Genomic DNA, 23,180 nt, shown 5'->3' with positions numbered 1-23,180 from the left:
CGTTTCAATTACGTCTCCCAAAAGGTATAAGGGTAATAGACCTTTCTTATAATATCGGACAAACCGTATGTATACATTATCGACAAATTCTATCAAAGAAGCAATACACTCATGGCCTCCCATGCGCGATGCCGTTTTCCGTTTGACGGATGCTTCGTGCCGCTTTCCTTTTTCGGTCAGAGGACTTCACGGCTCTCTTTCAGCTTATTTTACAGCCGAATACTGTGAACGCATACAATCTTTAGCGTTTAAAGAAAGCGTATCGGGAGCGGTATCCTTCGATTCGCGTTCATCCGACATCGTCATCGTCACGCCCGGAGAAAACGAAGCGATCGATATCCGTACCGATTTGACTTCGATTTTTCCCGAAGCGGAGATAATCGATATACCATGGTGGGGTATGATACCCTATCGTCCGGTATCGCGGGGAGCGGCCGTATTCGGAGAGCGCGCGGCGGCTCTCGCAAAACTTTCGGGAGCGGGAAGGGAAGGTTTTTCTCAAAAGCCGAGAATCTTTATCGTAAGCGAGCGCGTTTTTCTTTCGCCGCTTCCGCCTCCCGAATCGGTAAAGCGCCGCGTATTTTCTCTTTTTCGCGGCTTGCGTACCGATACGATAAAAACGGCGGAAAGGCTTTCATCTCTCGGCTATACGAGGGCGCCGCGCGTCTACGTGCAGGGAGAGTTCAGTTTGAGAGGCGAAGTGCTCGACGTATTCGTTCCGCAAAGCACCGCTCCGTGCCGCATCATTTTCGACTTCGATACCGTCGCACAGATTAAAACTTTCGACACGGATACGCAAACGACGACCGGCTCCCTCGAAAGCGTTTTTATTTCCCCGATGCGCGAAGTGATTTGGGACGATGCGCTTTTGACCGATTTGAAAAATGCGATCGAAGCCTACGAATCGACGGCCGTGAGCGCCGAAGACGAAATGAGGCTGTCGGATGCAGGCGTATCGGGAGACGAAAAGCCGCCTTTGCGAAAAAGTTGTCGCGCACACCTTCCGTTTACGAAAGAAGCGAAAGCCGTCCTTTCGAATATGCTTTCCGAGCTTGAAACGGCAAAATCGTGCGAAGGGGAAGAGCTTTTATATCCCGTGCTGTGGAAAAAACGCTGTACGATTTCGGACTATATAGGCGAGCGGACGACCGTTTTTTTCTTCGATTACGACCGTCTCGTAAACGCCGAAGAAACGATCGTTCGGGAATACGGCGGCATGTACCGGAAAGCGCGTCTTTCGTTTCCTGCCTTTCCGCCCGAGCAAATGCTCTCCGATTTTCAAAAAAACCTAAAAATCGTCTCAAGAAGTATACTTTTTCATACAGTTTCCCGTGCGGATACACCTTCAACTGACGAATCTCCTTCCGATATCGCCTTTCCGTGCGAAGTATCGCGGAGTTTTTTCGGCAATATTCCGTTTTTAAAAGAGGAAATCGGAAAACTGCAGGATGCCGGCTGGAAAATCGCAGTCTTTGCGGACGGCGAAAATCAAGAGCGGCGCATAGCCCAATTGCTTTCGGATTTTACCGAAGAGCGCGGAAACGAAATCGCTTTAAACGGACGCGATGCGAAAATACATGAACGCGATGCAAAACCGCACGAAGAGCGTACGCATGAACACCGCACGCTCGAGCGCTCTTCCGTTCCGATCGAAAAACGCTGTGCACTCGCGGTTTTTCCCGAAGCGATATCCGAAGGTTTTTCGATCCCCGACTTAAAGCTCATCGTCATACAGGAAAACGAAATATTCGGCAGAAGGCGGGCGGTGCCGAAATCGCTGAAAAAAGCGAAAAGCGCCGCAATCGACACTTTTGTCGAACTCACCCCCGGCGACTATGTCGTGCACGTACAGTACGGCATCGGCATCTTTTGCGGCATCGAGCGCGTAAAAGCCGGCGGCAACGAGCGGGACTATATAAAGCTCGAGTATGCGGACAAAGAGGTCGCCTTCGTTCCGATCGAACAAGTGAACATGGTACAGCGCTATATCGGAAGCGAAGGAGATGCTCCGAAGCTCGATAAAATCGGCAGCAAAAGCTGGGAAAACCGAAAGCGCAAAGTACAGGAAGCCGTCGAAGATTTGGCAAAAAAGCTCATCGACCTCTATTCGAGAAGAAAAGCGTCGAGGGGATTTCCGTTTCCGAAAGATACCGAATGGCAGACTTCGTTCGAAGCGGCCTTTCCCTATGAAGATACGAAAGATCAGGCGATCGTCACTGAAGAAGTCAAGCACGATATGGAAAAACCCGTTCCGATGGACCGCCTCATCTGCGGAGACGTCGGCTACGGTAAAACCGAAATCGCGATGCGCGCCGCGTTCAAAGCGGTAATGGGCGGAAAGCAAGTCGTTTTTTTGGCGCCGACGACGATCCTCGCCGAACAGCATTACGAAACCTGCGTCGAACGCTTTGCGAATTTCCCCGTCAAAATCGCAGTCCTCTCGCGCTTTGTACCGTACGCGGAACAAAAAAAGACTTTAACTCTCCTCGCATCGGGCGATATCGATATCGTTATCGGTACGCACCGTGTCATTCAAAAGGATGTCGTCTTTAAAAATCTCGGCCTTATGATAATCGACGAAGAGCAGCGTTTCGGCGTAAAGGATAAAGAAAAACTCAAAGAGATGAAAGCGAATATCGACTGCCTTGCGCTTTCGGCAACGCCCATCCCGCGCACGCTCCACATGAGTTTGCTGAAAATCCGCGACATGAGCTTGCTCGCGACGCCTCCGCAAAACCGGCAGGCGATCGAAACGGCGATCGAGCCGTACAGCGACGAACGCGTAGCGACTGCGATCAGGCGGGAAGCGGAGCGGGGAGGGCAAGTGTTTTTTTTGCATAACCGAGTCGACTCCCTTTTTGAAGTGCGGCGCAAAATCGAGCATCTCGTCCCCGAAATGCTCGTCGACGTCGCGCACGGACAAATGATGAGCGCCGAACTTGAAGACATCTTCCGCCGTTTTAAACTCGGCGGATTTCACGTGCTCGTTTCGACGACGATCATCGAAAACGGCATCGATATACCGAACGTCAATACGATCATCATCGACCGGGCGGATATGTACGGCGTATCGCAGCTCTACCAGCTTCGCGGGCGTGTCGGGCGGAGCGACCGGAAAGCGTACGCCTATCTTTTATATCCCGAAAATACGTCTCTTTCCGAAGTTGCGATGAAGCGCCTGCAAGTCATCAGCGATTTTACCGAACTCGGAAGCGGTTTTAAAATCGCAATGAAAGATATGGAAATCCGCGGAGCGGGAAACCTGCTCGGCCGCGACCAGTCGGGAGACGTGTATGCCGTCGGATTCGAACTGTATTTGAAATTGTTGAATGAAGCGGTCGAACGTCTTACCGCCTCTGAAAATTACAAAGCGCAGAGCGAAGTGCTCATGGAACTCGAATACACGGGCTTTATCCCCGACGCCTATGTGCGCTCGGCGGAGACGAAGATGGAAATCTACAAAAAGATCGCATCGGTGCAGACGGACGACGAATTGATCGCGGTGATGAACGAAATCGAAGACCGATTCGGCCCCGTGCCCGACGAAGTTGCAAGCCTCCTGTCGCTCGCCGAAATACGCATTCTGTGCAAAAAGCTTTCGGTGAGCGCACTCAAAGAATCGAAGGGCGTCGTCGAAATCGAATTTGCAAAAGTATCCGACATTTCGGTCGATCGCGTATTGCAGCTGATAAAAGAAAGTTCGGGCAGCGTATGGCTTGACGCCGCAAAACCGAATATGCTGTTTTTAAAACTCGGAAAAATCGGTCTCAAAGAAAAAAGCGAATTTATCAGAGAGCGCCTCGAAAAACTTGCATAACGTTTGCCGTATCGGCTCGGAACATGATATAATGAGGAAGCGAGGTAGACATGCTTTTATTCGGAAAAAAAGTTGAAATTTACGAAAGTCGGAATTACGGCGAATTCAAAGCGCTCAAAAAACTGCTCAAAAAAAACGGCATTGCCTACGGTACCGGCTGGGTACAGACGGAAGTCGCGTGCGGCTGCGGCGCAAAGATCAATATGCGTCAAGTCATCAACCCAAATTACAGCCCGTACCTGTGGTCCGTGTACGTGAGGCCGGAAAACGAAGAAAAAGCGAGACGAATCGCAGCGCAGCTGGGGAAAGATTAAAAGGATTACAATTTACGCGAGTGTTAAACAACTTTTTTCCGCCTTAATTTTACATCCGATAATGTATATTCTGTCTACCAAACAATTATTAACCAAATTTATATTGCTTCAATTATTTCTTTTTTTATGCTCGTTTTAATTTATATCCTGTATCTTTAGAGTTGTTTTTAGGGAGGAAAATACTTCTCTTTCTATTTTTTCAATGAAACTCGTAATTTCCGATTCTGACTTTACGATATTTTGATATTCATAAGTTTTTGCAAATAACCAGTCCTTTATATTTTCTGGAGATGTATAACCTGTAAGTTTTTCTTCAAGGAAATCTGTTTTCTTAAAACCCACAATTAATTTTTCTTCATCAATCTTATAAATAAATGGAATTGCAATATCATTCACATAAAAGATTCGTTTGATCTCAACAGCTCCGTTCCCAAAAAAATAATTTATAGGTTTGACGCCAATAGACCATCTGTTATCTGTAGAACAAGCGGGATTTTCCATAATTTTAGCAGCTATTTCATTCTTGTATCCATCTAATTGAATCCATTCATACCAAGCTCTTGGTTTCCATACATAAATATGATTTCCATTTTTTGCTGCAACTTGATACGCTTTGTGCTCTTGCATCCAGTTTTGTAAATCTTCATCTTTATAGAGTTTTTCATGAATTACTTTCATGATAGCGTTCTCCTCTGGAGTATTACTAATATAACCTCCAATTAAAGATGAGTCTTTTTCTACTGAATCAAATAAACATTTAGCTATGCTATTTTCATCAGGCAGGTCAAACCATTTTTTTAATGTAGGAGCGACAACTTTATCATCATATCCCGCCATTTTAAGTTTAAGAATATGCTGTTTAGAATCATCAATATCTATAAATCGCTTATCCAATATTTCAGTAGATTTTTGATATTCACTTATGAGAGCTCTAAGGAAAATATGGCCATTTTCTTGATATTTCTTTGTAATACCTTTATCATCAAAGAATATATTTGCCATCTCAAGTCGATGTTTAAATACATCTTTGGTAATAGCAGGCTCAAGTAAAAAACCAATAGCACCTTTAAAAAATAAGTGCTTTTCCCCTTTTATAAACAAGTCTTCCCAAGAACTATCTGAAACCATGAGTCTACATTTTAATATTTCTTCTTTTACTGCTTGTTCAGAAGAACGAGATTGTATCTGTTCATAATCAATCGAACCTAAATAGTTATAAATGTCATGGGAATAAGGACTTAATTCGTTTAAAAGTTTGATTGCACCGACAGCAGGTCCCCACCCATCGATATTAGTATTTTCAACAATATTCCAAACTATACGCATCCAGCGGGCAAAACTCAAAGGCTGAAATTCATCCCCTACTCTAAAATATAAACAGATACCCCAAAAAATTAATGTTTTGGATTGGGTCATGTCGCTTAGAAACCCACTGCTTGTAAGAGGAATAGAATCACCCCAACAAGAAGACAACAGTTTAGAAATATCATTTTTAGCGATACCGTCCATTATTAATGCAAAATGTTCAAGCTCTGCATAATTTAATACATCCCGAAAAGAAATGAAATCGATATAATCGTTTTCATTTTCAAAAGATATAAATGTTGGCTCTTTAATAATTCCACGAGCTTCTTTTGCATAGTTTAAACAATAAACACATTTAAAATATCTTTTTATAAATTTTAAGAAAGCTGTATCTGCTTTATTAACGTCATCTGCTTTACATATTGTCCAGAAATAATTTATCCAATCATTATCAATTTTAGATGATAATAAAAGATAGTAAGGAATCTTTCTGTTTTCTTCTTTTACCTTTATCTCAGTCTCGAAGCGCTTAGCATCAATATTATTTCCGTCTCGCATCCATTTTACTAAATCAGCTTTGAAATTTTCAAAGTTAGTTAATTGCTTACCGCGAGCATTCATCTTGATATACAAATCTTCTGTGAGTTTATAACCATTAAGAGGTAATACATAAAACTTCAGGTTCTCTAATCTTTCAAAGAGTTTTACATTTCTTTCCTCGTTATATTTTACAAAAATATAATCCATCATATTGATCATTGCTTTGATTGTGGGATCAAGTTTAGATGCATTTACAAACCACCAACAATTTTCTAATTCTTTAGAAGGCAAGTTAGATATATTAATCGATGTTTTTGAATTATCACAAATATATTCACAAAAATCACTGGATGAAGTTCTAGTTTCATAAGTAAATTTTTTTAAAAAATCCGGTGCATTTCCTTTCTCTTTTAATCCAATAAACCAGTACAGAAGAAATAATGTAGTTATTCTTTGCTGACCGTCCAATGGCAATAAGTTGTAGTTAATGTCGCCATTATTTCCATATTCAGCTACGGTTCCATATATAAAGTCCAATTCCATAGGAATATTCTTTTTTAAATGATCAAAAATATTATCCAAGAATTTCTTTCCAATAACATTTAGTTCTTTTCCTTTTGTTCGACCCTGTGCATAATCCCTTTGTATTTTAGGAATCTTAATAAAATCAAATTCAACTTTAAGCTTTTTTTCCATATCAACTACAACTTGTTTAGTACAAAGTTCTTTGAAGCTATATTTTTCATTCATATTAATTATCTCCGGCGTTCAAAGTAAGAAAATCTTTAATTGTTTCATAAAGATTATCGTGATAATGTATAATGTCTTCGTTAGTCCATTTTGCACGAGATGTTCCTTTCTTATCAAAATATTTAAGAAAAACATTTTTAGTGCAGATAGGTATAAACCTACCTTCGGAATCCCACTTGATAATTTCTCTTCTCTTTCTGGTAAATAAAGAGTTTCCATAACTTTTATTTGAGGATTCATCCAATAATGTTAGATTACCGATTGTAGATTTATTTTCGGCTGAATTGCTTGTATCAAATTCTTCGGCTTTTTCTTGAATCAGATGTTTTATAGTCGAAAAATCGAAATCTTTCTTCCCGATTAAGAAATTATTAACTTTATCATTTTCTTCTGCGGTAAGTTCTTTCCCAAGTAAATCAAGATCTTCCAAAGCATTATTAATCCATTCTTTTTGGGTTTCCGGATCTGAAATTTCATTTTCAGTAAAAGAATCAATATGTTCGATATTCCAATTCATCTTTTTGAAAACAGCAAAAGGAAATCTATAAGGAACATCTTCGGAAAATGATTCTTCTGAAAAGTGATTAATTATATATACAACGTTATACAGAAGAAATACACGGCGAATGTTTAGTTCGTTACTTGTTTTATAAGGAAGATCAATAACCGGTTTATTATCTTTTATACAGCATTTAACTGTTGAAAGAATTTTTATAATTTTATTTTTAATATTATTTAAGAATTCCGACTTTGGTGCCTTATTGTAAAGTTTAAATATTTCAACAATAGGAATTTCACAATAGATTAGGAAACCTACATAGTGATACCAAGTTGAATTTTCATACCATTCCTTGAATGCAAGATAATATTCTTTTACTTTCCGCCACTCTTCTTTAGCATTTGAATTATTGTTTATAAATGATTCATAGAAGTAACGGAATGTGACATATTCATCATTTCCATATGCTTCAAATTGTTCGGGATTTTTCTCTTTTTCAAGCTGATAAATAATATTGAAAATAAACTCAATTCTTGTTGGCAATTCTGCTGTTTTTTTATTATTTAGAAAGTACCAAAATTTATCATCTTGCAGGGAATATTCCATATTATCCCATTCAAGTGCAATATCTGCTTGTCTTAATTTCTCATCATCATTCTTAAAATTCTTTTCTTGTAAAAATAACGCTTTTATAAGCTCTGAATTATTTAACGGGATTTTCCCCATGTTAATTCTTGTAAAAATATCTATCGGATTTATTTCTGTATCATCGATTTCGTACCAAATAAACTGAACAGTACGAGACTCTGCAGATTGATTTTGTTTACTTAAAACTAAAGTATTAATTATTAATTCGCGTAATCGTTTTGCAGGAACCCCTTTATTATGTACAGTATCGCAAAACCATTTTTCCATTGTAAAATAAGCTTCTTTTATGTAATGGTAATCAATATAATCTAATTTACCATCCATTTTACTACCAAGAAAATCTTTTGTTCCTGAACGAGTTTCATATTGAATTATATATTCTGCTTTACCGTATTCATTTTTTAATTCATTTTTACCATCTTCGTAGCTTAATTCATCATCTTTTAAATGAACTCTTCTTAAATAGTTTAATAATATTCTGATAGTTGTAAGACGTTGCTGACCGTCAATTACTTCATACCAGATATTATTATCGAATTTACTATTCAATTCATTTACTGCGATGGTATTAACATCACACTTTTTTACGACTAAAGGCTGGAGACAATAAAACTCTTCTGCTGTTTTATTTGGAATACTAGCAAATTCATAAATATCATTTAATAAATCTTTTACTTGTTGTCCTGTCCATTTATAACCACGCTGATAGCTTGGAATGAAAAAGTTCCTTTCAAGCAAACTTTCTACAGGCTTTAGTTCGATTGTATTCATTTGACATCAAGCTTTGTAAATGTATGTCTTTGATTTTAAACTTTTCTCCAATCACATTTACCGGCCGACTTTACGCGTCGAATCCGTATTTGTGGTAATTGATACTCATGAGGAGCCCTACGGCGATCATCGCAGTCCACAGCGAAGAACCTCCGTAGGACAAAAACAAAAGCGGTATTCCCGTAATCGGCATGATGCCCATAACCATACCGATGTTGACGAAAAAGTGAAAAAAGAACATGCCGAGTATACCCGCTGCAATATACAAACCGTAGCCCGTCGCATTCCGCATGATTTTCAACGTCCGGAAAAAGATAAGGCCGTACAGCACAAAGACGACAAGTCCGCCTATAAAGCCGAGTTCTTCCGACAAAATACTGAATATAAAGTCGGTACTCTGCTGCGGCAAAAATCGATAGTGGCTCTGCGTTCCGTGTAAAAACGACCTGCCGAATATGCCGCCCGCTCCGATCGCGATTTTTGACTGGATGATATTCCAACCGCTTCCGCGCGGGTCTACGGACGGATCCATAAATACGATGAGGCGGCTGATTTGATATTCTTTGAGTACGCGTCCGGCTCCGTATGAACCGAAAAGCGAAAGCGCAACGATGAGCGATACGTATGAAATCCAATAAAAATACCGCTGACCGCGCAAATAGCGCCGCACGACGATTCCGATAAGCGTAATCGAAAGAGATGCGGCGATGAGCAAAAGGCGCAAGCGTATGTCGGTGAGCGCTCCGATCGCGGGAATCTTCCGATGCGCGATGACGTCGTTCCACACGGGAAGCACGGTAAAAAAAATCGTCGCCATGCCGGTACCGAATACGAACAATATGTAGCGCAGCGGGATGTCCGCCATAAAGCACATGACGAGGAAGATCGGAATATAGACGCTTGCGGTTCCCAAATCCGGTTGCGCGAGGATCAGCAATGCGGGAAAGCCGAAAATCAAAACGGCAATTACAAAGCGCTTTAGCGGAACTTCGGTACGGCTTTCGGAAAGGTATTTTGCGAGAAAAACGATAAATACGATTTTACCGAATTCGGACGGCTGTACGCCGAAGTCGCCGATACCGATCCAGCTGCGTGCTCCGTTGACGTAGCGGCCGAACACGACGGTATATAAAAGCACTGCGCCGAGGGCTGCGTATACGATGTACGCGTAGCGGGCGGTTTTACGGTAATCGTAGAGCGCACAGACGACGATGAGTGCAAGACCGAACGACGCCCACACAATCTGTTTGACGTATTCTTTTGTGACAAGAATGCCGTCCGAATTGATTCCCGACGAATAGATAAATGCGATGCCGGCTGCAGTGAGCGCAAGGACACAAAAGAGGAGAACGTAATCGAAGGCATCGGTAATTTTCAGTTTCACTTCCCTACTCCTGTCGGTTTCCGTTTGCAAGGAGGTAATGAAAGCCGAGCGCGTTTACGGCTTCTTCATAGGTTTGATTTGCGAAGATGCCCTGTATGATGATATTCGTCGCATAGGGTGACCACCATTCCCACGGGTTTACCGCTTCGACGAGCGTCGAAACGACGACTTGATCTTCGACCGGCGCATCGTAGGGCGCATAGGCGACCATCCACGAGTGCCAGCTGTTTTTATACTGCGCGACTTCGGACGTTCCCGTCTTTCCCGCGCTCTGCACGAATCGATTGCGCATCGGGTACTGCGGCGTTCCATCGGTGATCGTATAACGGCAGTCTTCCTGCACGGTCTTCCACACGTCGCTCGGTATGTCGGATTTAAATAACACTTCCGGCTTTACTTCAGTGATAACTTCATTTGTCACAGGGTTCCGCACTTCTTTGAGCAGATGCGGTTTATAGATGACGCCTTCGTTGCACACCATCGCCATCATATCGGCAACTTGGAGAGGTGTGGCGAGGATATAGCCCTGTCCGATGGAAGCGGACATCGTATCGCCTCCGAGCCACCGTTCGTGGTACTTTCGCTCTTTCCACTGCGCCGTCGGAATAAAACCGGACACTTGATTCGGTAAATCGATTTCGGCGCTTTTTCCGAGTCCGAATATCGTCGAATACTGTGCGATTTTGTCGATGCCGAGATAATCGCGTCCGATCGTCCAAAAGTAAACGTCACAGGACTGCGCGAGCGCGTTTTTCAAATCGAGCCAGCCGTGTCCGGGTTCGTGGACGTGGCAATGGAACGTGCGGTTACCGTAGACGAGTTTTCCTTTGCATTCGATTTTTTCAAACGGAGAAAAACTTTTTTCCTGCAAAAGAGCGGATACCATGATGATTTTAAACGTCGAACCCGGCGGATATTGCGCTGCGACGGCCCTATTTAAAAGCGGCTTTTCCGGACTGTCGCGGAGCTTTACGAATTCCTGCGCATAGTCGTCGGAATTGAATATGTTCGGATCGAAATACGGATAGGATACGAGCGCAAGTATTTCACCCATCGCAGGCTTTAAAACGACGACCGCCCCTACCCTATTTCCGAGCGTTTTTTCGGCAAGCGTTTGAATGCGCGAGTCGATCGTCAAAACGAGATTTTTTCCCGGCTGGGGCGGACGGATGTCGGGCTTGTCCGAAAGGATACGCCCGCGAACGTCGACCGTGCGGCTTTCGATGCCGCTCGTTCCCTGCAAAAGCTGATCGTACTGCCGTTCGATTCCCGTTTTTCCGACGACGCTGTTTCTCGTATAGCCTTGATTGTATAACACGTTGATCTCTTCCTGTGTGATGTCTCCGACGTAGCCGATGATGTGCGAAAGAGAACCCGTTTCCACGTAATTTCGAATCGGGCGCGATACCCACGAAACTCCGGGTAAATCGATTTTATTTTCGGCGATGTTCGAAATCGTTTCAAACGAAACGTTCGAGCGCACGGTGATCGCCGTATAAGATTTTCGAAGTTTTTCCGGAATGCGTTTATCGATATCGAATTTCGAAACGCCGAGGTATTGCGCAAGGCGCGAAGCGACCGTATCGTAGTATCCCGCCGGAATTTCCGCAGGAGTTATTTCGACGGCAAAGGAATCGGTATTGATGACCATCGGTACGGTTGCATTTCTGTCGAATATTTCGCCCCGCTGTGCAGGAATGCGGGAAACTTGACTCGAAACCGTGCGAGACTGCGTGCGATATGTATCTGAAAGCAGCACTTGCATCGAAAAGAGCCGATAGACGTAAACTGCAAAGCAAAGCACGATCGCCGCTTCGAGCAAAACGATGCGGAGGGATTTCGGCAAAACGGGTGCACGGCGGTCCTGCGGCATATCGTCCGTCACAGCGCGCTCCTTCGCTCTGTTGAAAGCACCGAACGGAACAGCGACAGAAATTTAAAGACGAGGGGCGCAAGGATCGTATTACATGCGAGTTCGAAAAGGAACGGAAGGGATAACACGCGGTACACGGCGTTTACGTTCGGAAAAAGCAACGATATGAGCCACACGAAAAAAGCTTTTAATAAAGTCGCCCCGAATGCGCACAGAGAAGGCATGACGATTCCGTCGGAATTGAAAACGCTGCCGAGCGCGCCGAAAACGTATCCGATGAGCGTCCGATACAGGCAGTGGAAGCCGAACGGAGATGCCGAAAGGAAATCCAAAAACGCGCCCGAAACGAAACCGTTTATTTCGCCCGACGTTTTGCCGTTTAAAAACGATAGGTAAAGCGAACACAAAAGCAAAAGATCGGGAACGGCAGGAAGCAAAGCGATATTCGAGAGAACCGCGGTTTCGATGAGGACGGCGCAAAAGAGAAGGATCGCCGATACGATGTATGACTTCATCGCGTTTCCTCCGTTTCGCTTTTAACGTCAACGACGATAACCGTTTCGAGGCGCGGAAAATCGATGAGAGGAGCAACGTCGATTTCGAGCGACGAATCGTATTCGACGACACGGATTTCGGAGATGGAGCCGATCGGCATATTGCGCATATAGTTTCCGTTTTCGCCCGACGTCACGATGACGTCTCCGTAATTGAGCGTATCCATGACGCGTTTTTTGATGTATTTGAGCGAAAGCTTCGTATCGTCTCCGAAGCCCGACACGAGTCCCAAATCGCGCGTATTTTGAATGCGTGCCGACACCGTACAGTCGATGCTGTACACCGGCATGATCGTACTCGTAAATCGGCCGACTTCGACGACTTTTCCGACGAGGGCGATGTTTCCGTTCTGGTATGCGATAACCGGCATGTTTTTGCCGATGCCGCTGACGCTTCCCTTATCTATCGTGAGGGATGCATAGAGCTTATCGACATCGCGCGATATGATCTGCGCAGGGTAATTTTTTTGTTCGATCGATTTGGCGAAATCGAGCTGCTCTTTAAGTTGTTCGTTTTCTTTGCGTATTTCGGCATTTGTCCGCTGCATCTGTTCGTAATTTTGCAGTTTGAGGACGAGTTCGTCGTAATTTTGTTTCAGCTCGGACAGTTCCCGTACGGCTGTGATACTCCGTTTTGCCGAATCCGTTACGAAAAAAACGCCTTTTTCCGCAGTCGAAAAGATCGAAAAGCCGATGCGTCCGAAATTGACGACAAAGCTGCCGGTCGTAAACGCGAGAAAAACGCCCGAAACGACGACGAGCAAAGCGAGCACGAATTCGGGAAATCTGAATCTGAAGGATGATTTTACGCGAATGTGCATGAGGCGCCGCTAGTCGTTGAGGTTTGCGTAAATCGCGCGGTCGAGCGATCTGTCTTTAAACAGTTCGAAGGCCTCCCCCGCTCCGATCGCAACGCATTCGAGCGGGTGCTCGACGAGGATGACGGGAACTCCCGTCTCCTTTGAGATGAGCTTCGGAAGCCCTTTGAGCATGGAGCCGCCGCCGGTCATGACGATACCGCGGTCTACGATGTCGGCGGCGAGTTCGGGCGGCGTGTGTCCGAGTGTGCTCTTGATCTCTTCGACGATTCTTGTGACGGGATCTTTCAGCGCTTCTCTGACTTCGACACTGTCGATTTCGAGGCGGCGCGGAAGACCGGTGATCGCGTCCGTCCCGCGCAGTTCCATCTTTTCGATCGTCTTATCGGGCGTTGCATTTCCGATTTGAATTTTCAGGCGTTCGGCCATCTGGCGGCCGATGATCAAATTGTGAACGCTTTTGACGTGCTTGACAATGGCTTCGTCGAATTTGTCGCCGCCGACGCGGATCGCATTCGTGATGACCATATCGCCGAGGGAGATGACGCTGACTTCGGTCGTGCCGCCGCCGATGTCGCATACCATGTGACCGGCCGGCTCGAAGATCGGAATTTTGGCACCGATCGCAGCGGCTCTCGACTCCGCAATCGTTTCGACTTGTTTTGCGCCGGAACGGAGAGCGGCTTCGATAACTGCTCTTCGTTCGACATCGGTGATACACGAGGGTATGCCGATTCTCATGCGCATGGGGCGGAAAAACTGATGACGGGGGGTGATCTTCGAGATAAAATATTTTATCATTTTTTCGGTGCTATCGATATCGGCGATGACGCCGTCTGCAAGCGGACGGATTGCGATGATGCTGCTCGGCGTTTTGTCGAGCATGCTTTTCGCTTCGGCACCCACGGCTCTGACGCGCTTTGTCCCTTTTTCGACGGCGACGACGGACGGTTCGTCTATGACGATGCCCTTGCCGCGCACGTAGATCAGCGTATTGCAGGTACCGAGATCGATGCCGATGTCGATCGAAAAATTATCAAACAGACCCATTTTGTTATGCCTCCCGAAACGATTTAGTCCGCCATTTTTTCCAAAGCGCCGCGGTGATTTACCTGTATGCGAAGCGCGTTTCGCCACTCCGCTCTGGCTTTCACCATATCGCCCTGTTTTTCATATAGTATGCCGAGCTGGTAATGCGCATCGGCGGAATTTTCATTTTTTTCCAAAACGCTCAAAAATTCTTCCGTCGCCGCTTCGTATTTGTTTTCCGCAATGTAAATACTACCGAGGAGCATACGGCTTTGCAAGATCAAATTTTCGTCGTCGCATTCTTTTATGACACGGAAGAGGTACTGCTCCGCCGCCGCATTTTGCCCCGCTTTGTAATACTGCTCCGCGATGGAAAAGAGCAGCATATCGGATTCCCGTACAAGGAGCGCTTCCGTAAACGAAGAGATGCTCTCCATCGTCATGCCGAGCGCGGCGTAGCTCAGTCCCAAATATTCGGCTATGTCGTCGGCTTTGTAGCCGCGCGCTTTTGCAAGTTCGAGATATTTTACCGCGAGGTCGGCATAATAATACGACGAAACGGTATTTTTATAAAAATACGCTTTGCCGAGCATGTAGAAAAGCTGGGATGTAAGCGAACTTTGCGCGTCGAGCAGCGCGAGACGCAAACTGTTGATCGCTTCGTCGAGGTAATTCTGCTCGTTCATCTTATCGAGAGACGATACGCCGAGGTAAAAAGCCGCATACCCGTGATACGTGAGAGCGGCGTTGTTGAACGGGGTTCTGCTTAAAATGCCCTTGCTGATTTCATATACGCTTTCATAGTCGTAGGATTTCCAGCTTTTGGAAAGCGCGTACACGGATCCCGAGCGCAGTCGCGGAAAGACAAAGCGGGAAAATGAAAACACGAGTGCGGCTGCCGCGGCACACGCGGAAAACGCGATGAGTGCATTGCGCAGGAGATTGCTTTTGCGTTTGAATATGTGCGCTTCTTTACTGCTGCCGTTCATACTGTTTAACAAAATCACGTTCGGAAACCGCCGAAACTCGACATTCGACCTAATAAAAAAACGGATGGGACGGTAAGCCGGGTTCTGGTATCGACGATACGCCGACATAACCATCTGTCTCGAACGCAGATTACCCTGCGCTTCAAGCAACCTACCTGCAGTTACGGTCCGGAAACCCGCTGCCGCTTGGTTTTGCTCCAAATGAGGTTTGCACTGCCGCACCCGTTGCCGGATGCGCGGCGGTCTCTTACACCGCCTTTTCACCCTTACCCGTTTTACAACGGGCGGTATATTTTCTGCTGCACTGTCTGTCGGAGGCGGGCTTTGCACTTCTGCAGTTCCCGCATCCGCCCGGTGATTACCCGGCATTTTTTCCGGCGGAGCCCGGACTTTGCCTCACGGATATGCTCTTTCATCAGAGAATACCCGCGCGGTTATATCCCATCCGTAATCGACAATTTTTATGCTCGGCGCTTCGCATCCGTGCCGAAACCGAATCGCTTACGACTGATCATCGTCTTCATCATCGATATCGTCTTCTTCGTTTTCATCATCATCGATATCGTCTTCTTCATCGAAGATTTCGTCGTCATCGCCGGCCGCTTCTTTTTCTTCGTTTTCCTCGTCTTCGTCTTCGAAATCGTCTTCAAAGTCATCGTCGTCATCGAGGTTTGCAAGGCTGCCCGTAAAGCTCTGTTTTTGATCCTCGGACGCCTCTTCGTAGTAAAGAATGCGGCTGCAGTACGGACAGAATAAAATATCTTCGTTTTTGCGCACTTCGTTTGCAAATTGCGCCGGAAGGAACATACAACAGCCTTGGCACACGCCGTTTTTGACGGCGACGATGCCCTGCGTGTTGCGCTGGATGATACGCTCGAATTTAAACAATATTTCCTGATCGAGATCGGGCGTGATTTTATTTTCTTTTTTCTGCAGGGCTGCGAGTTCGCTTTTGTATGAATTGAGCTCTTTGTCGAGGGAAGCGCGCCCGGCGTTGAGGTCGGCTTCCTGCGATTTGATCATCGCTTCGACTTGCTTTAAATTATCGTTCAAATCGGCAAGCGTTTTTTCCTCTTTTTGCAGATCTTTACGGATGTCCTGTTCTTTGAGCGACGCTTCCGAAATCTGCCGGTCGAGCGCTTCATATTCACGGTGCGTCGTGATGTTGTCCATGCCTTTTTCGCCCGATTCGCGCGATTTGACCGCTTCGTCGAGCTCGCTCTGCAACCGAGTGACTTTCGCTTTCGCTTCTTCGTAGTCGGTGTTTTTTCCGATAAATTCTTTTTTCATGCGATCGAGCAGTTCTTCCTGCGACGTGAGCTGTTTCGGCGCTTCGCGTACTTTTCTTTCAAGGTCGTATTTGTGTACGAGTATTTCCTGTAGATCTTTTAATTTGTCGAAAACCTTTGTCATCACCATGTCGATTATACCCTTCCAGATTACCGCATCTAAGGAAGACCTCTAAAAATTACAATTTTTGAAGTCTGTAATATCCTATTGTATAATAAAAAAAACGTTGTGTCTATGCTATTGCTGCGCGGGATCGATGTAGTCGCGAAGACCGTTCGCGCGTCGCGGATGGCGGAGGCGTCGGAGCGCTTTCGCTTCGATTTGCCGGATACGCTCTCGCGTGACGTTGAAGTACAAACCGACTTCTTCGAGCGTGAGCGAATAGCCGTCGTCCAATCCGAATCGCATTTTGAGCACTTCCTGTTCCCGCGGCGGCAGCGTGTCGAGCACCGAGCGGATCTGCTCGCGCAGCAGCGTGTCCGCCGTCTGAGACGCGGGATTTTCGACTTCTTTGTCTTCGATGAAATCCCCAAGCAGCGAATCTTCTTCTTCTCCGATCGGCGTTTCGAGCGAAATCGGTTCGCGCGCGACGTTTTTTACCTGCTTGACACGGGTGACCGGCCAGCCGAGCTGCTGTGCGATTTCATCGTCGCTCGGCTCGCGTCCGAGCTTTTGCATGAGCTGCCGCGACTCGCGCACGACTTTATTGATCTGCTCGATCATGTGCACCGGAACGCGGATCGTGCGCGCTTGGTCGGAAATGGATCTCGTGATCGCCTGCCGGATCCACCACGTCGCGTACGTCGAAAATTTAAAGCCTTTGCGGTATTCGAATTTTTCGACGGCTTTGATGAGACCGATATTTCCTTCCTGCACCAAATCGAAAAACTGCAAACCGCGGTTCGTGTATTTTTTTGCGATCGAAACGACGAGGCGCAGGTTCGCATTGATAAGCTTGTTTTTCGCCTGCTCCATCATCGCCGATCCTCTTTCGATCTCTTTGCCCATGCTCAAAATTTCGTCGACGCTGTTTTCGAATTCGTATTCGAGGCGGTAGAGCTTTCTGTCGATTTTTTGGATCTGCGTGTAGATATCGCGGATATCGTCGGTCGTCATGTTGAGTTCTTTTTCGAGCTTTTGCGATTCCGAACGGATGGCGATGCGGCGGCCGAGACTGCGGAGGTCGGCTATGTTGACGACGCGCAGCTCTTTCATCTTTTTTTCCTGCTTTTGATGATAATCTGCGATCTTTTGCATCGCGTCGCGAAACTTCATCGTAAATTTATCGAGCTCTTCCGACTGTATGTCGATTCGCTGCAGCTGCGGCTGGATTTTTTTACGAAGCGATATAAGCTGCGACGTATCGAATATGCGGACGGTTTGATCGGTTTCGAAAAGCTGTTTTTTTATCGTCATGTACTGCTTGATTTCAGGCAGCACCGGTTTGATGTATTCACTGTAGCAGCTTTTGAGCCGCCGCTTTTCCGCCATCTCTTCGTTTATCTCTTTTCGCGGGCGGCCGGGTTCGTGGATATCGATCCGCGTAAAAGCTTTTTGCGCGACGGCGAAAAATTCGGGAATCATGATGCCGGAATTTTTGATGACGTCTTTGATGATGTTTTTGCCGTTTTCCATCTTTTTCGACAGGATGACTTCCTGTTCGGCGGTGAGCAAATTTTCTTTGCCGATTTCACGCAGGTAAAGCCGGATCGGATCGTCGATGCTCGTCTCTTTGTCGCTGTTGACGAGTCTGCTTTTGACAATGTCGACGGCTTTTGCGACGTCGGCCGCTTCGCTCGAAACATCGTCGGCGATATCATCGTCGTTGCTCTCGTCCGCATCGTCGTCTTCGCCCGTTTCTTCAGGTTCTTCATCTTCGACGAGCAAATCGTCGCTTTCGACGATCTGCAGATTTTCGCTTGAAAAAAGCTGAAGCACGTTTTCCATTTTCGGAGAATTGACGAAATCCTGCCCCAGCATATCGGTCACTTCGTCCCACGTGACGACGGACTTTTCTTTTGCGTATTCGAAAAGTTTTTGTACGTTGGAATCCAACTCTCGGTTGTTTTGATCTTTTTGTTGATCCATATTTTTTTCGGTACCTGTTTTGCTACTGTTTTAATTCGCTGTCGAGTTTCATTTTTTCCGCAAGAAGCGATTCGAACTGTGTACGGTCGCTTTCCGTTGCGGGATTGAATAATCGGATTCTGCTCATGAGCGCGCTCCGTTTGCGTTCGAGCGCGTTCCGTTTGATAAGCTTGATACCGTCGTTCACAATGCGCTTTCCGTTTTGTGAAAACTCACCCGACGATATGACACGTGTGATCATCCGTCCGAGCTCTTCATCGTCGCATCGGTTCAGTATGCCGCTTATCGATACGGTATTTTCTCTGAAACAATCTTCCAAGATAATAAATAATTTTTTTGCGAGAGGGTCTTCAAAATCGTCGACGGCGATTTCCGCGCGCATGACCGTATACAGGTCGAGTTCGGCAATGACGGCGAGAACGGTTCGCAATTCGGCGTTGAGGGAGATATCCGAATTCTGTCTGCCTGTCGGTGATTGCTGCCGGGTTTTTAAGCGGTCGCGGGCCTGTTCACGATTTTCAAAATCTCTCTTAACGGCCTCCGGCTTTAGATTAAATGCCTGGCACAGCTGCTCAAGGCACGACTCCCTTTGGATATCGGAGCGGAGCGCGTCGACGTACCGAAAAAACTCGAGCGATGCTTTTGTTTTGCCTTCGGGGGTATCGACAGCAAAATCGCTGCCCAATTTGGATAAAAGAAAGTCACTATCCAATATAGCATTATTTACGTCATTTGTCAAGGCATCGGCCCCGTAGCTTGTCATAATTTCGGCAGGATCTTTTCCTTCCGACAGTTTAATGATCTTTACCGTAAAGTCAAACGAGCGGCACATGATGATCGCCCGCATTGTCGCCGCCTCGCCCGCTTTGTCCGAATCGAAGGAAAGCAGTATCGTATCCGCAAACCCTCTGACGATGTGCAGCTGCTCTTCGGTGAGCGCCGTTCCCAGAGGCGCTACCGCGTATGAAATGCCGCACTGGTGATAAGCGATGCAGTCCATATAGCCTTCGCAAAAGATCACTTTTTTTTCTTCGCGGATTTTATTTTTGGCAAAGTTAAACGCGTAGAGCGTTTCGCCTTTTTTGTACTGGATCAAATCTCCCGAATTCAAATACTTCGGCCCGTCTCCGTGCAACAGGCGCCCGCCGAACGCGCAGCACTGCCCCCTCCGATTAAAGATCGGAAACATGAGACGATCGGAAAAAAAAGCCGAGTCGGGATAATTTTTGCTGAAAAGTCCCGAGCGGGAAAGAAATTCGTCGCTGAAATTTTTTCCGCGCAAAAATTTTTTAAGCCAGCTTCTGTCGGCCGGCGCATAGCCGAGCTTGAACGCCGCTATCGTTTCGGCCGTGATACCGCGGCCGGTGATATACGAAAGCGCATCTTTTCCACCGGGCGTTTCAGTGAGCAGGTAGTGAAAGAGAGAAGCCGTGCGCTCGTAGAGGTCGATATAGAGATCCTTTAATCCGTCGTCTTTCGGCCGTTCGGGGATATCGCCCCCCGAATACGTCACTTCGATTCCCGCCCGCTTTGCAAGTGAACGCACGGCGTCGGCGTAGGAAATCTTTTCCGTCTCCGTAACGAATTTGATAACATCTCCGCTTGCATGGCAGCCGAAGCAATAGTAAAATTTTTTATCGCCGTCGACGTGGAATGAGGCGGTTTTTTCGTTGTGAAACGGACAGCAGCCCCACCAGTCGTTCCCTCCCCGCTTCGTCAATTTCGTGTATTCGCCGACAATCGAAACGATATCGGACATATTGTGGACAGCTTCGATCGTATCCTGAGATATGAAAGATGCCATCAGTTTTCCGCCGCCTTTTTTGTCGTATAGCGAACGCCTTCTTTGATGTGTTCGCCGAATGAGTCCGAAAATGCGTGGCGCCCCGTTTTTTCGTCTATGAGGCGAAAATAATAATAATTCGTTTTCGGAGCGTCGGCTGCCGCTTCGAGCGCGATCATGCCGGGATTCGAAATCGGAGTCGGCGGAAGCGCCGCCCACTTATACGTGTTGTAGGGACTGTCGATTTTCAAATCGTCGTAGGTGATGACGTCGGGGTGCGCTTTGTTCTGTATTTCGGTGATGATGTATTCGATCGTCGCGCACGAATACAAGCCGATATTTTTTGCGATGCGGTTTTTAAACACGCTCGCGATAAGCGGCGCTTCATCCGCAACGCGGTATTCCCTCTCGACGATGGACGCGAGGACGAGCGTTGTCTGGAGTTCGTCCGGAGGAAGGGATGCGAGAGTAGGATTTGCGCGTATATGTTCGAAAAAATTTTTTACCATCATATCGATGACCGACGAAGATGCCATGCCGGGTGTAAAAAAATAGGTATCGGGAAAAAGATAGCCTTCAAGCGTCGAAGAGCGGATATCGTATTTTTTAATAAGTTCACCGTCTTTCGCCGAAGCTTTAAAATCCGATGCCGAACAGATGCCCGCTTTTTCGAGGCGTTCGGCGATTTTCGAAATCGTCAATCCTTCGGGAAAAGCTATGTGCACGTATTCTTTTTTTCCCGACGATGCGAGAGCGAATATGTCGGCGACGCTCATACCGCTTGAAATACGGTATACGCCGCTTTCGAGCTTGAGCTTTGCGCCGCCGGCAAGAAAACGAAAAAAGGAATAGCGTGCGGCAAGGTAAAACGCATTTTTGTTTTTGATGAGTTTTTTTTCTTTGAGCGTGCGGGCGAATTTTTTTACGGTCATTCCTTCCGGAACTTCGACGCGTTCGGTTATCGCCCTCTCCGCGCTCGATGCCGGCCGCGTTTCGTATATAAAAAAAAGAGACGCGGCAAAAAAAACGAATACGAATGCACAAAGCGCGGCAAAAAAACTGCGTCTGCCTTTTGTGTCGAATAACCTTATGCCGCGCTTATCGCGCACTCCGCCCGATTTTTTTGGTCTCATGAATAAAATCGCTCCGCATCTCCGATCGAAATGGAATTATACACCGCTTTTTCGACGGCGTGTACGAATCTTTCAAGACCTGAAGGAATGCTTTCTTCGTGGTCGCGGAAAAAATGCGCGATGAGCGCCGTTTCGTTCGGTGAAAAATCGTATGAAAACGAAAGAGAAGTGAGCTTTGTTACATCGTCCGTCATAGACTTATCTCCGCGCCCTCCGTCGCGAGGTAAACTTGCATATTCGCGTGTTCGATGTATTGTGCGTACCACCGCGCCGCGTGCAAAATCGAATGAAGCTTTTTATCGTCGTACGTCGGTTCGTGATGAAAGAGGTACACCGATTTGATATTCCAGTGAACCGCAAAATCGATCGCATAGCAAAACGCCGAGTGACCCCAGTTTTCTTTTTGATAGGCTTCGGCGACGGTGTACTGCGAATCGAGCACAATGACATCGGCGTCCTGAAACACTTTTATGCGTGCACTCGTTTTTTCGAAATCCTTTTGCGAAAGCTCGACGTCCGTCGCGTACACGAATTTCTTTCCGTTTTCGCTTATGGCATAGGAATACGAATTTCCCGGATGTGACATTTTGCAGCAACATACGGGAACTCCTCCGACGCTGAACGGTTCGCCCGATTTGACCGTGTGAAAGGTGATCCGCTTTGCACACACGTCAAAGGGCGCCGGAAAATACGGCCGCGACATCTGAAAAGCGAGAATACGATCGGCTGCGGGGAAAGCCGAATAGATATCGATTTTGACCGAAGTGTCGTAGATCGCGTCGAAAAACGGAAAGCCCTGCAAGTGATCCCAATGAAAATGCGATAAAAGCAGATTGTAGTGATTGTCGGCGGGCTTTACGCCGGTTTTTCCGAGCACGCGTATGCCCGAACCCGCGTCGAGCACGATCTCCGTTCCGTTTGCAGTTTTTACTTCGACGCAGGGCGTATTGCCGCCGGTTGTGCCGTACAGCCACTCGGGCAGAGATGCGATAAAACGTTCGCGCGCATCTTCCGACGCGATGTCTTTTTGCGTAATACGCTGGACGACTGCGGTGATTTTCGTTTGAATCTGCTGAGGCGTAAGCGGAGTCGGAATGGAACCCCGCACTCCCCAGAAATATACTTTCATCTGCACTCCCCTCCGCGCTTAAAACGCAGCGGCTCGTTGTTTTCATACGCCGTACGCGCTGCATTTATTTCATCCTTTGTCCAAAGCTTTCCGCGGTTTATGCCGGGACAGGCGTCTCCTTCTTTTTGCCACGATTCTTTGTCCGTCAAAAATCCCGTCCAAAACGGATATGTCCTGCACTGCACGGGACGAGAACCGTAAGCGGTGCAGCCGTCTTTCCACAAAATACAGTCGTAATCTTCCGTGTCTTTTAAGCACAAAAGGTATTCGTCGTCATACCGGGGAACAAAGCGGCAATAGGTTTTAATAAACTGATCTTCGCTCAAATTAAACCATCGGCACAGATCCGTCAAATCGCTTTGCGACAAAAAGACAAATCCCGGTTCGATTCTGCAACAGCGGGAACATCGGTTGCACTCAAAATAAAGACCGTCGTCAAAAAAAGCCGGCATAGTATCAGTATAAA

The 23,180-nt window shown here is 46.4% G+C and carries 17 protein-coding genes and 1 other RNA gene; 2 read left to right on the top strand and 16 right to left on the bottom strand.

All coding sequences use genetic code 11. The features are described 5' to 3' along the window. Window positions 1–121 precede the first annotated feature (121 nt). Both mfd and IZU26_RS04490 read left to right on the top strand, forming a co-directional pair. Window positions 122–3,817 (top strand): transcription-repair coupling factor, encoded by a 3,696-nt coding sequence (gene mfd / locus IZU26_RS04495; protein WP_433277123.1) that lies wholly within the window; start codon window positions 122–124, stop codon window positions 3,815–3,817. A gap of 50 nt (window positions 3,818–3,867) precedes the next feature. Continuing rightward, complete coding sequence (locus IZU26_RS04490) at window positions 3,868–4,131, top strand: hypothetical protein (protein WP_433277121.1); 264 nt, start codon at window positions 3,868–3,870, stop codon at window positions 4,129–4,131. A 135-nt stretch (window positions 4,132–4,266) separates the two neighbouring features. Here the strand turns inward: IZU26_RS04490 and IZU26_RS04485 are convergent, their stop codons facing one another. The 16 genes from IZU26_RS04485 to IZU26_RS04410 form a co-directional block, all read right to left on the bottom strand. Continuing rightward, the gene (locus IZU26_RS04485) at window positions 4,267–6,726 is read right to left on the bottom strand and encodes a GmrSD restriction endonuclease domain-containing protein (RefSeq protein ID WP_433277119.1); all 2,460 of its coding nucleotides are present in this window, start codon (window positions 6,724–6,726) and stop codon (window positions 4,267–4,269) included. Window position 6,727: 1 nt separating this feature from the next. Then, a complete protein-coding gene (locus IZU26_RS04480) occupies window positions 6,728–8,644 on the bottom strand; it encodes a DUF262 domain-containing protein (protein WP_433277117.1) in 1,917 nt (638 codons plus the stop codon). Window positions 8,645–8,714: 70 nt separating this feature from the next. Next, window positions 8,715–10,028 (bottom strand): rod shape-determining protein RodA, encoded by a 1,314-nt coding sequence (rodA, locus tag IZU26_RS04475; protein WP_021330217.1) that lies wholly within the window; start codon window positions 10,026–10,028, stop codon window positions 8,715–8,717. Between the two features lie 4 nt (window positions 10,029–10,032). Beyond that, window positions 10,033–11,901 carry a penicillin-binding protein 2 gene (mrdA, locus tag IZU26_RS04470; RefSeq protein ID WP_433277578.1) on the bottom strand — a complete coding sequence of 623 codons (1,869 nt, stop codon included), beginning with the start codon at window positions 11,899–11,901 and terminating at the stop codon, window positions 10,033–10,035. A gap of 8 nt (window positions 11,902–11,909) precedes the next feature. Next, entirely contained in the window at window positions 11,910–12,416 is a 507-nt protein-coding gene (gene mreD, locus IZU26_RS04465; protein ID WP_433277115.1) for a rod shape-determining protein MreD, read from the bottom strand. Further along, a complete protein-coding gene (gene mreC / locus IZU26_RS04460) occupies window positions 12,413–13,276 on the bottom strand; it encodes a rod shape-determining protein MreC (RefSeq protein ID WP_021330197.1) in 864 nt (287 codons plus the stop codon). The genes mreD and mreC overlap by 4 nt, the downstream gene beginning before the upstream one ends. A 9-nt stretch (window positions 13,277–13,285) precedes the next feature. Beyond that, the gene (locus IZU26_RS04455) at window positions 13,286–14,323 is read right to left on the bottom strand and encodes a rod shape-determining protein (RefSeq protein WP_021330221.1); all 1,038 of its coding nucleotides are present in this window, start codon (window positions 14,321–14,323) and stop codon (window positions 13,286–13,288) included. A 23-nt stretch (window positions 14,324–14,346) separates the two neighbouring features. After that, window positions 14,347–15,291, bottom strand: a complete 945-nt coding sequence (locus tag IZU26_RS04450; protein WP_433277112.1) for a tetratricopeptide repeat protein — start codon at window positions 15,289–15,291, stop codon at window positions 14,347–14,349. 57 nt (window positions 15,292–15,348) lie between these two features. Continuing rightward, window positions 15,349–15,739, bottom strand: an RNA gene (gene rnpB / locus IZU26_RS04445) — RNase P RNA component class A. 53 nt (window positions 15,740–15,792) lie between these two features. Then, a complete protein-coding gene (locus IZU26_RS04440) occupies window positions 15,793–16,704 on the bottom strand; it encodes a zinc ribbon domain-containing protein (RefSeq protein WP_433277110.1) in 912 nt (303 codons plus the stop codon). Between the two features lie 114 nt (window positions 16,705–16,818). After that, window positions 16,819–18,669 carry an RNA polymerase sigma factor RpoD gene (gene rpoD, locus IZU26_RS04435; RefSeq protein WP_021330219.1) on the bottom strand — a complete coding sequence of 617 codons (1,851 nt, stop codon included), beginning with the start codon at window positions 18,667–18,669 and terminating at the stop codon, window positions 16,819–16,821. 22 nt (window positions 18,670–18,691) lie between these two features. Beyond that, window positions 18,692–20,473 (bottom strand): DNA primase, encoded by a 1,782-nt coding sequence (gene dnaG / locus IZU26_RS04430; RefSeq protein ID WP_021330213.1) that lies wholly within the window; start codon window positions 20,471–20,473, stop codon window positions 18,692–18,694. Further along, window positions 20,473–21,585 carry an endolytic transglycosylase MltG gene (gene mltG, locus IZU26_RS04425; RefSeq protein ID WP_433277108.1) on the bottom strand — a complete coding sequence of 371 codons (1,113 nt, stop codon included), beginning with the start codon at window positions 21,583–21,585 and terminating at the stop codon, window positions 20,473–20,475. The genes dnaG and mltG overlap by 1 nt, the downstream gene beginning before the upstream one ends. Continuing rightward, on the bottom strand, window positions 21,582–21,779 hold the full coding sequence (locus IZU26_RS04420) for a hypothetical protein (protein ID WP_021330216.1): 198 nt from the start codon (window positions 21,777–21,779) through the stop codon (window positions 21,582–21,584). Before IZU26_RS04420 ends, mltG begins: the two co-directional genes overlap by 4 nt. Beyond that, window positions 21,776–22,714 carry an MBL fold metallo-hydrolase gene (locus IZU26_RS04415; RefSeq protein ID WP_021330204.1) on the bottom strand — a complete coding sequence of 313 codons (939 nt, stop codon included), beginning with the start codon at window positions 22,712–22,714 and terminating at the stop codon, window positions 21,776–21,778. Before IZU26_RS04415 ends, IZU26_RS04420 begins: the two co-directional genes overlap by 4 nt. After that, window positions 22,711–23,166 carry a YkgJ family cysteine cluster protein gene (locus IZU26_RS04410; RefSeq protein ID WP_310823807.1) on the bottom strand — a complete coding sequence of 152 codons (456 nt, stop codon included), beginning with the start codon at window positions 23,164–23,166 and terminating at the stop codon, window positions 22,711–22,713. Before IZU26_RS04410 ends, IZU26_RS04415 begins: the two co-directional genes overlap by 4 nt. Between the last annotated feature and the right edge of the window lie 14 nt (window positions 23,167–23,180).

The sequence above is a fragment of the Treponema sp. SP13 genome, from assembly GCF_050938355.1.
Classification (GTDB): Bacteria; Spirochaetota; Spirochaetia; order Treponematales; family Treponemataceae; genus Treponema_D; species Treponema_D socranskii.
This window is presented reverse-complemented; position numbering and strand designations above follow the sequence as displayed.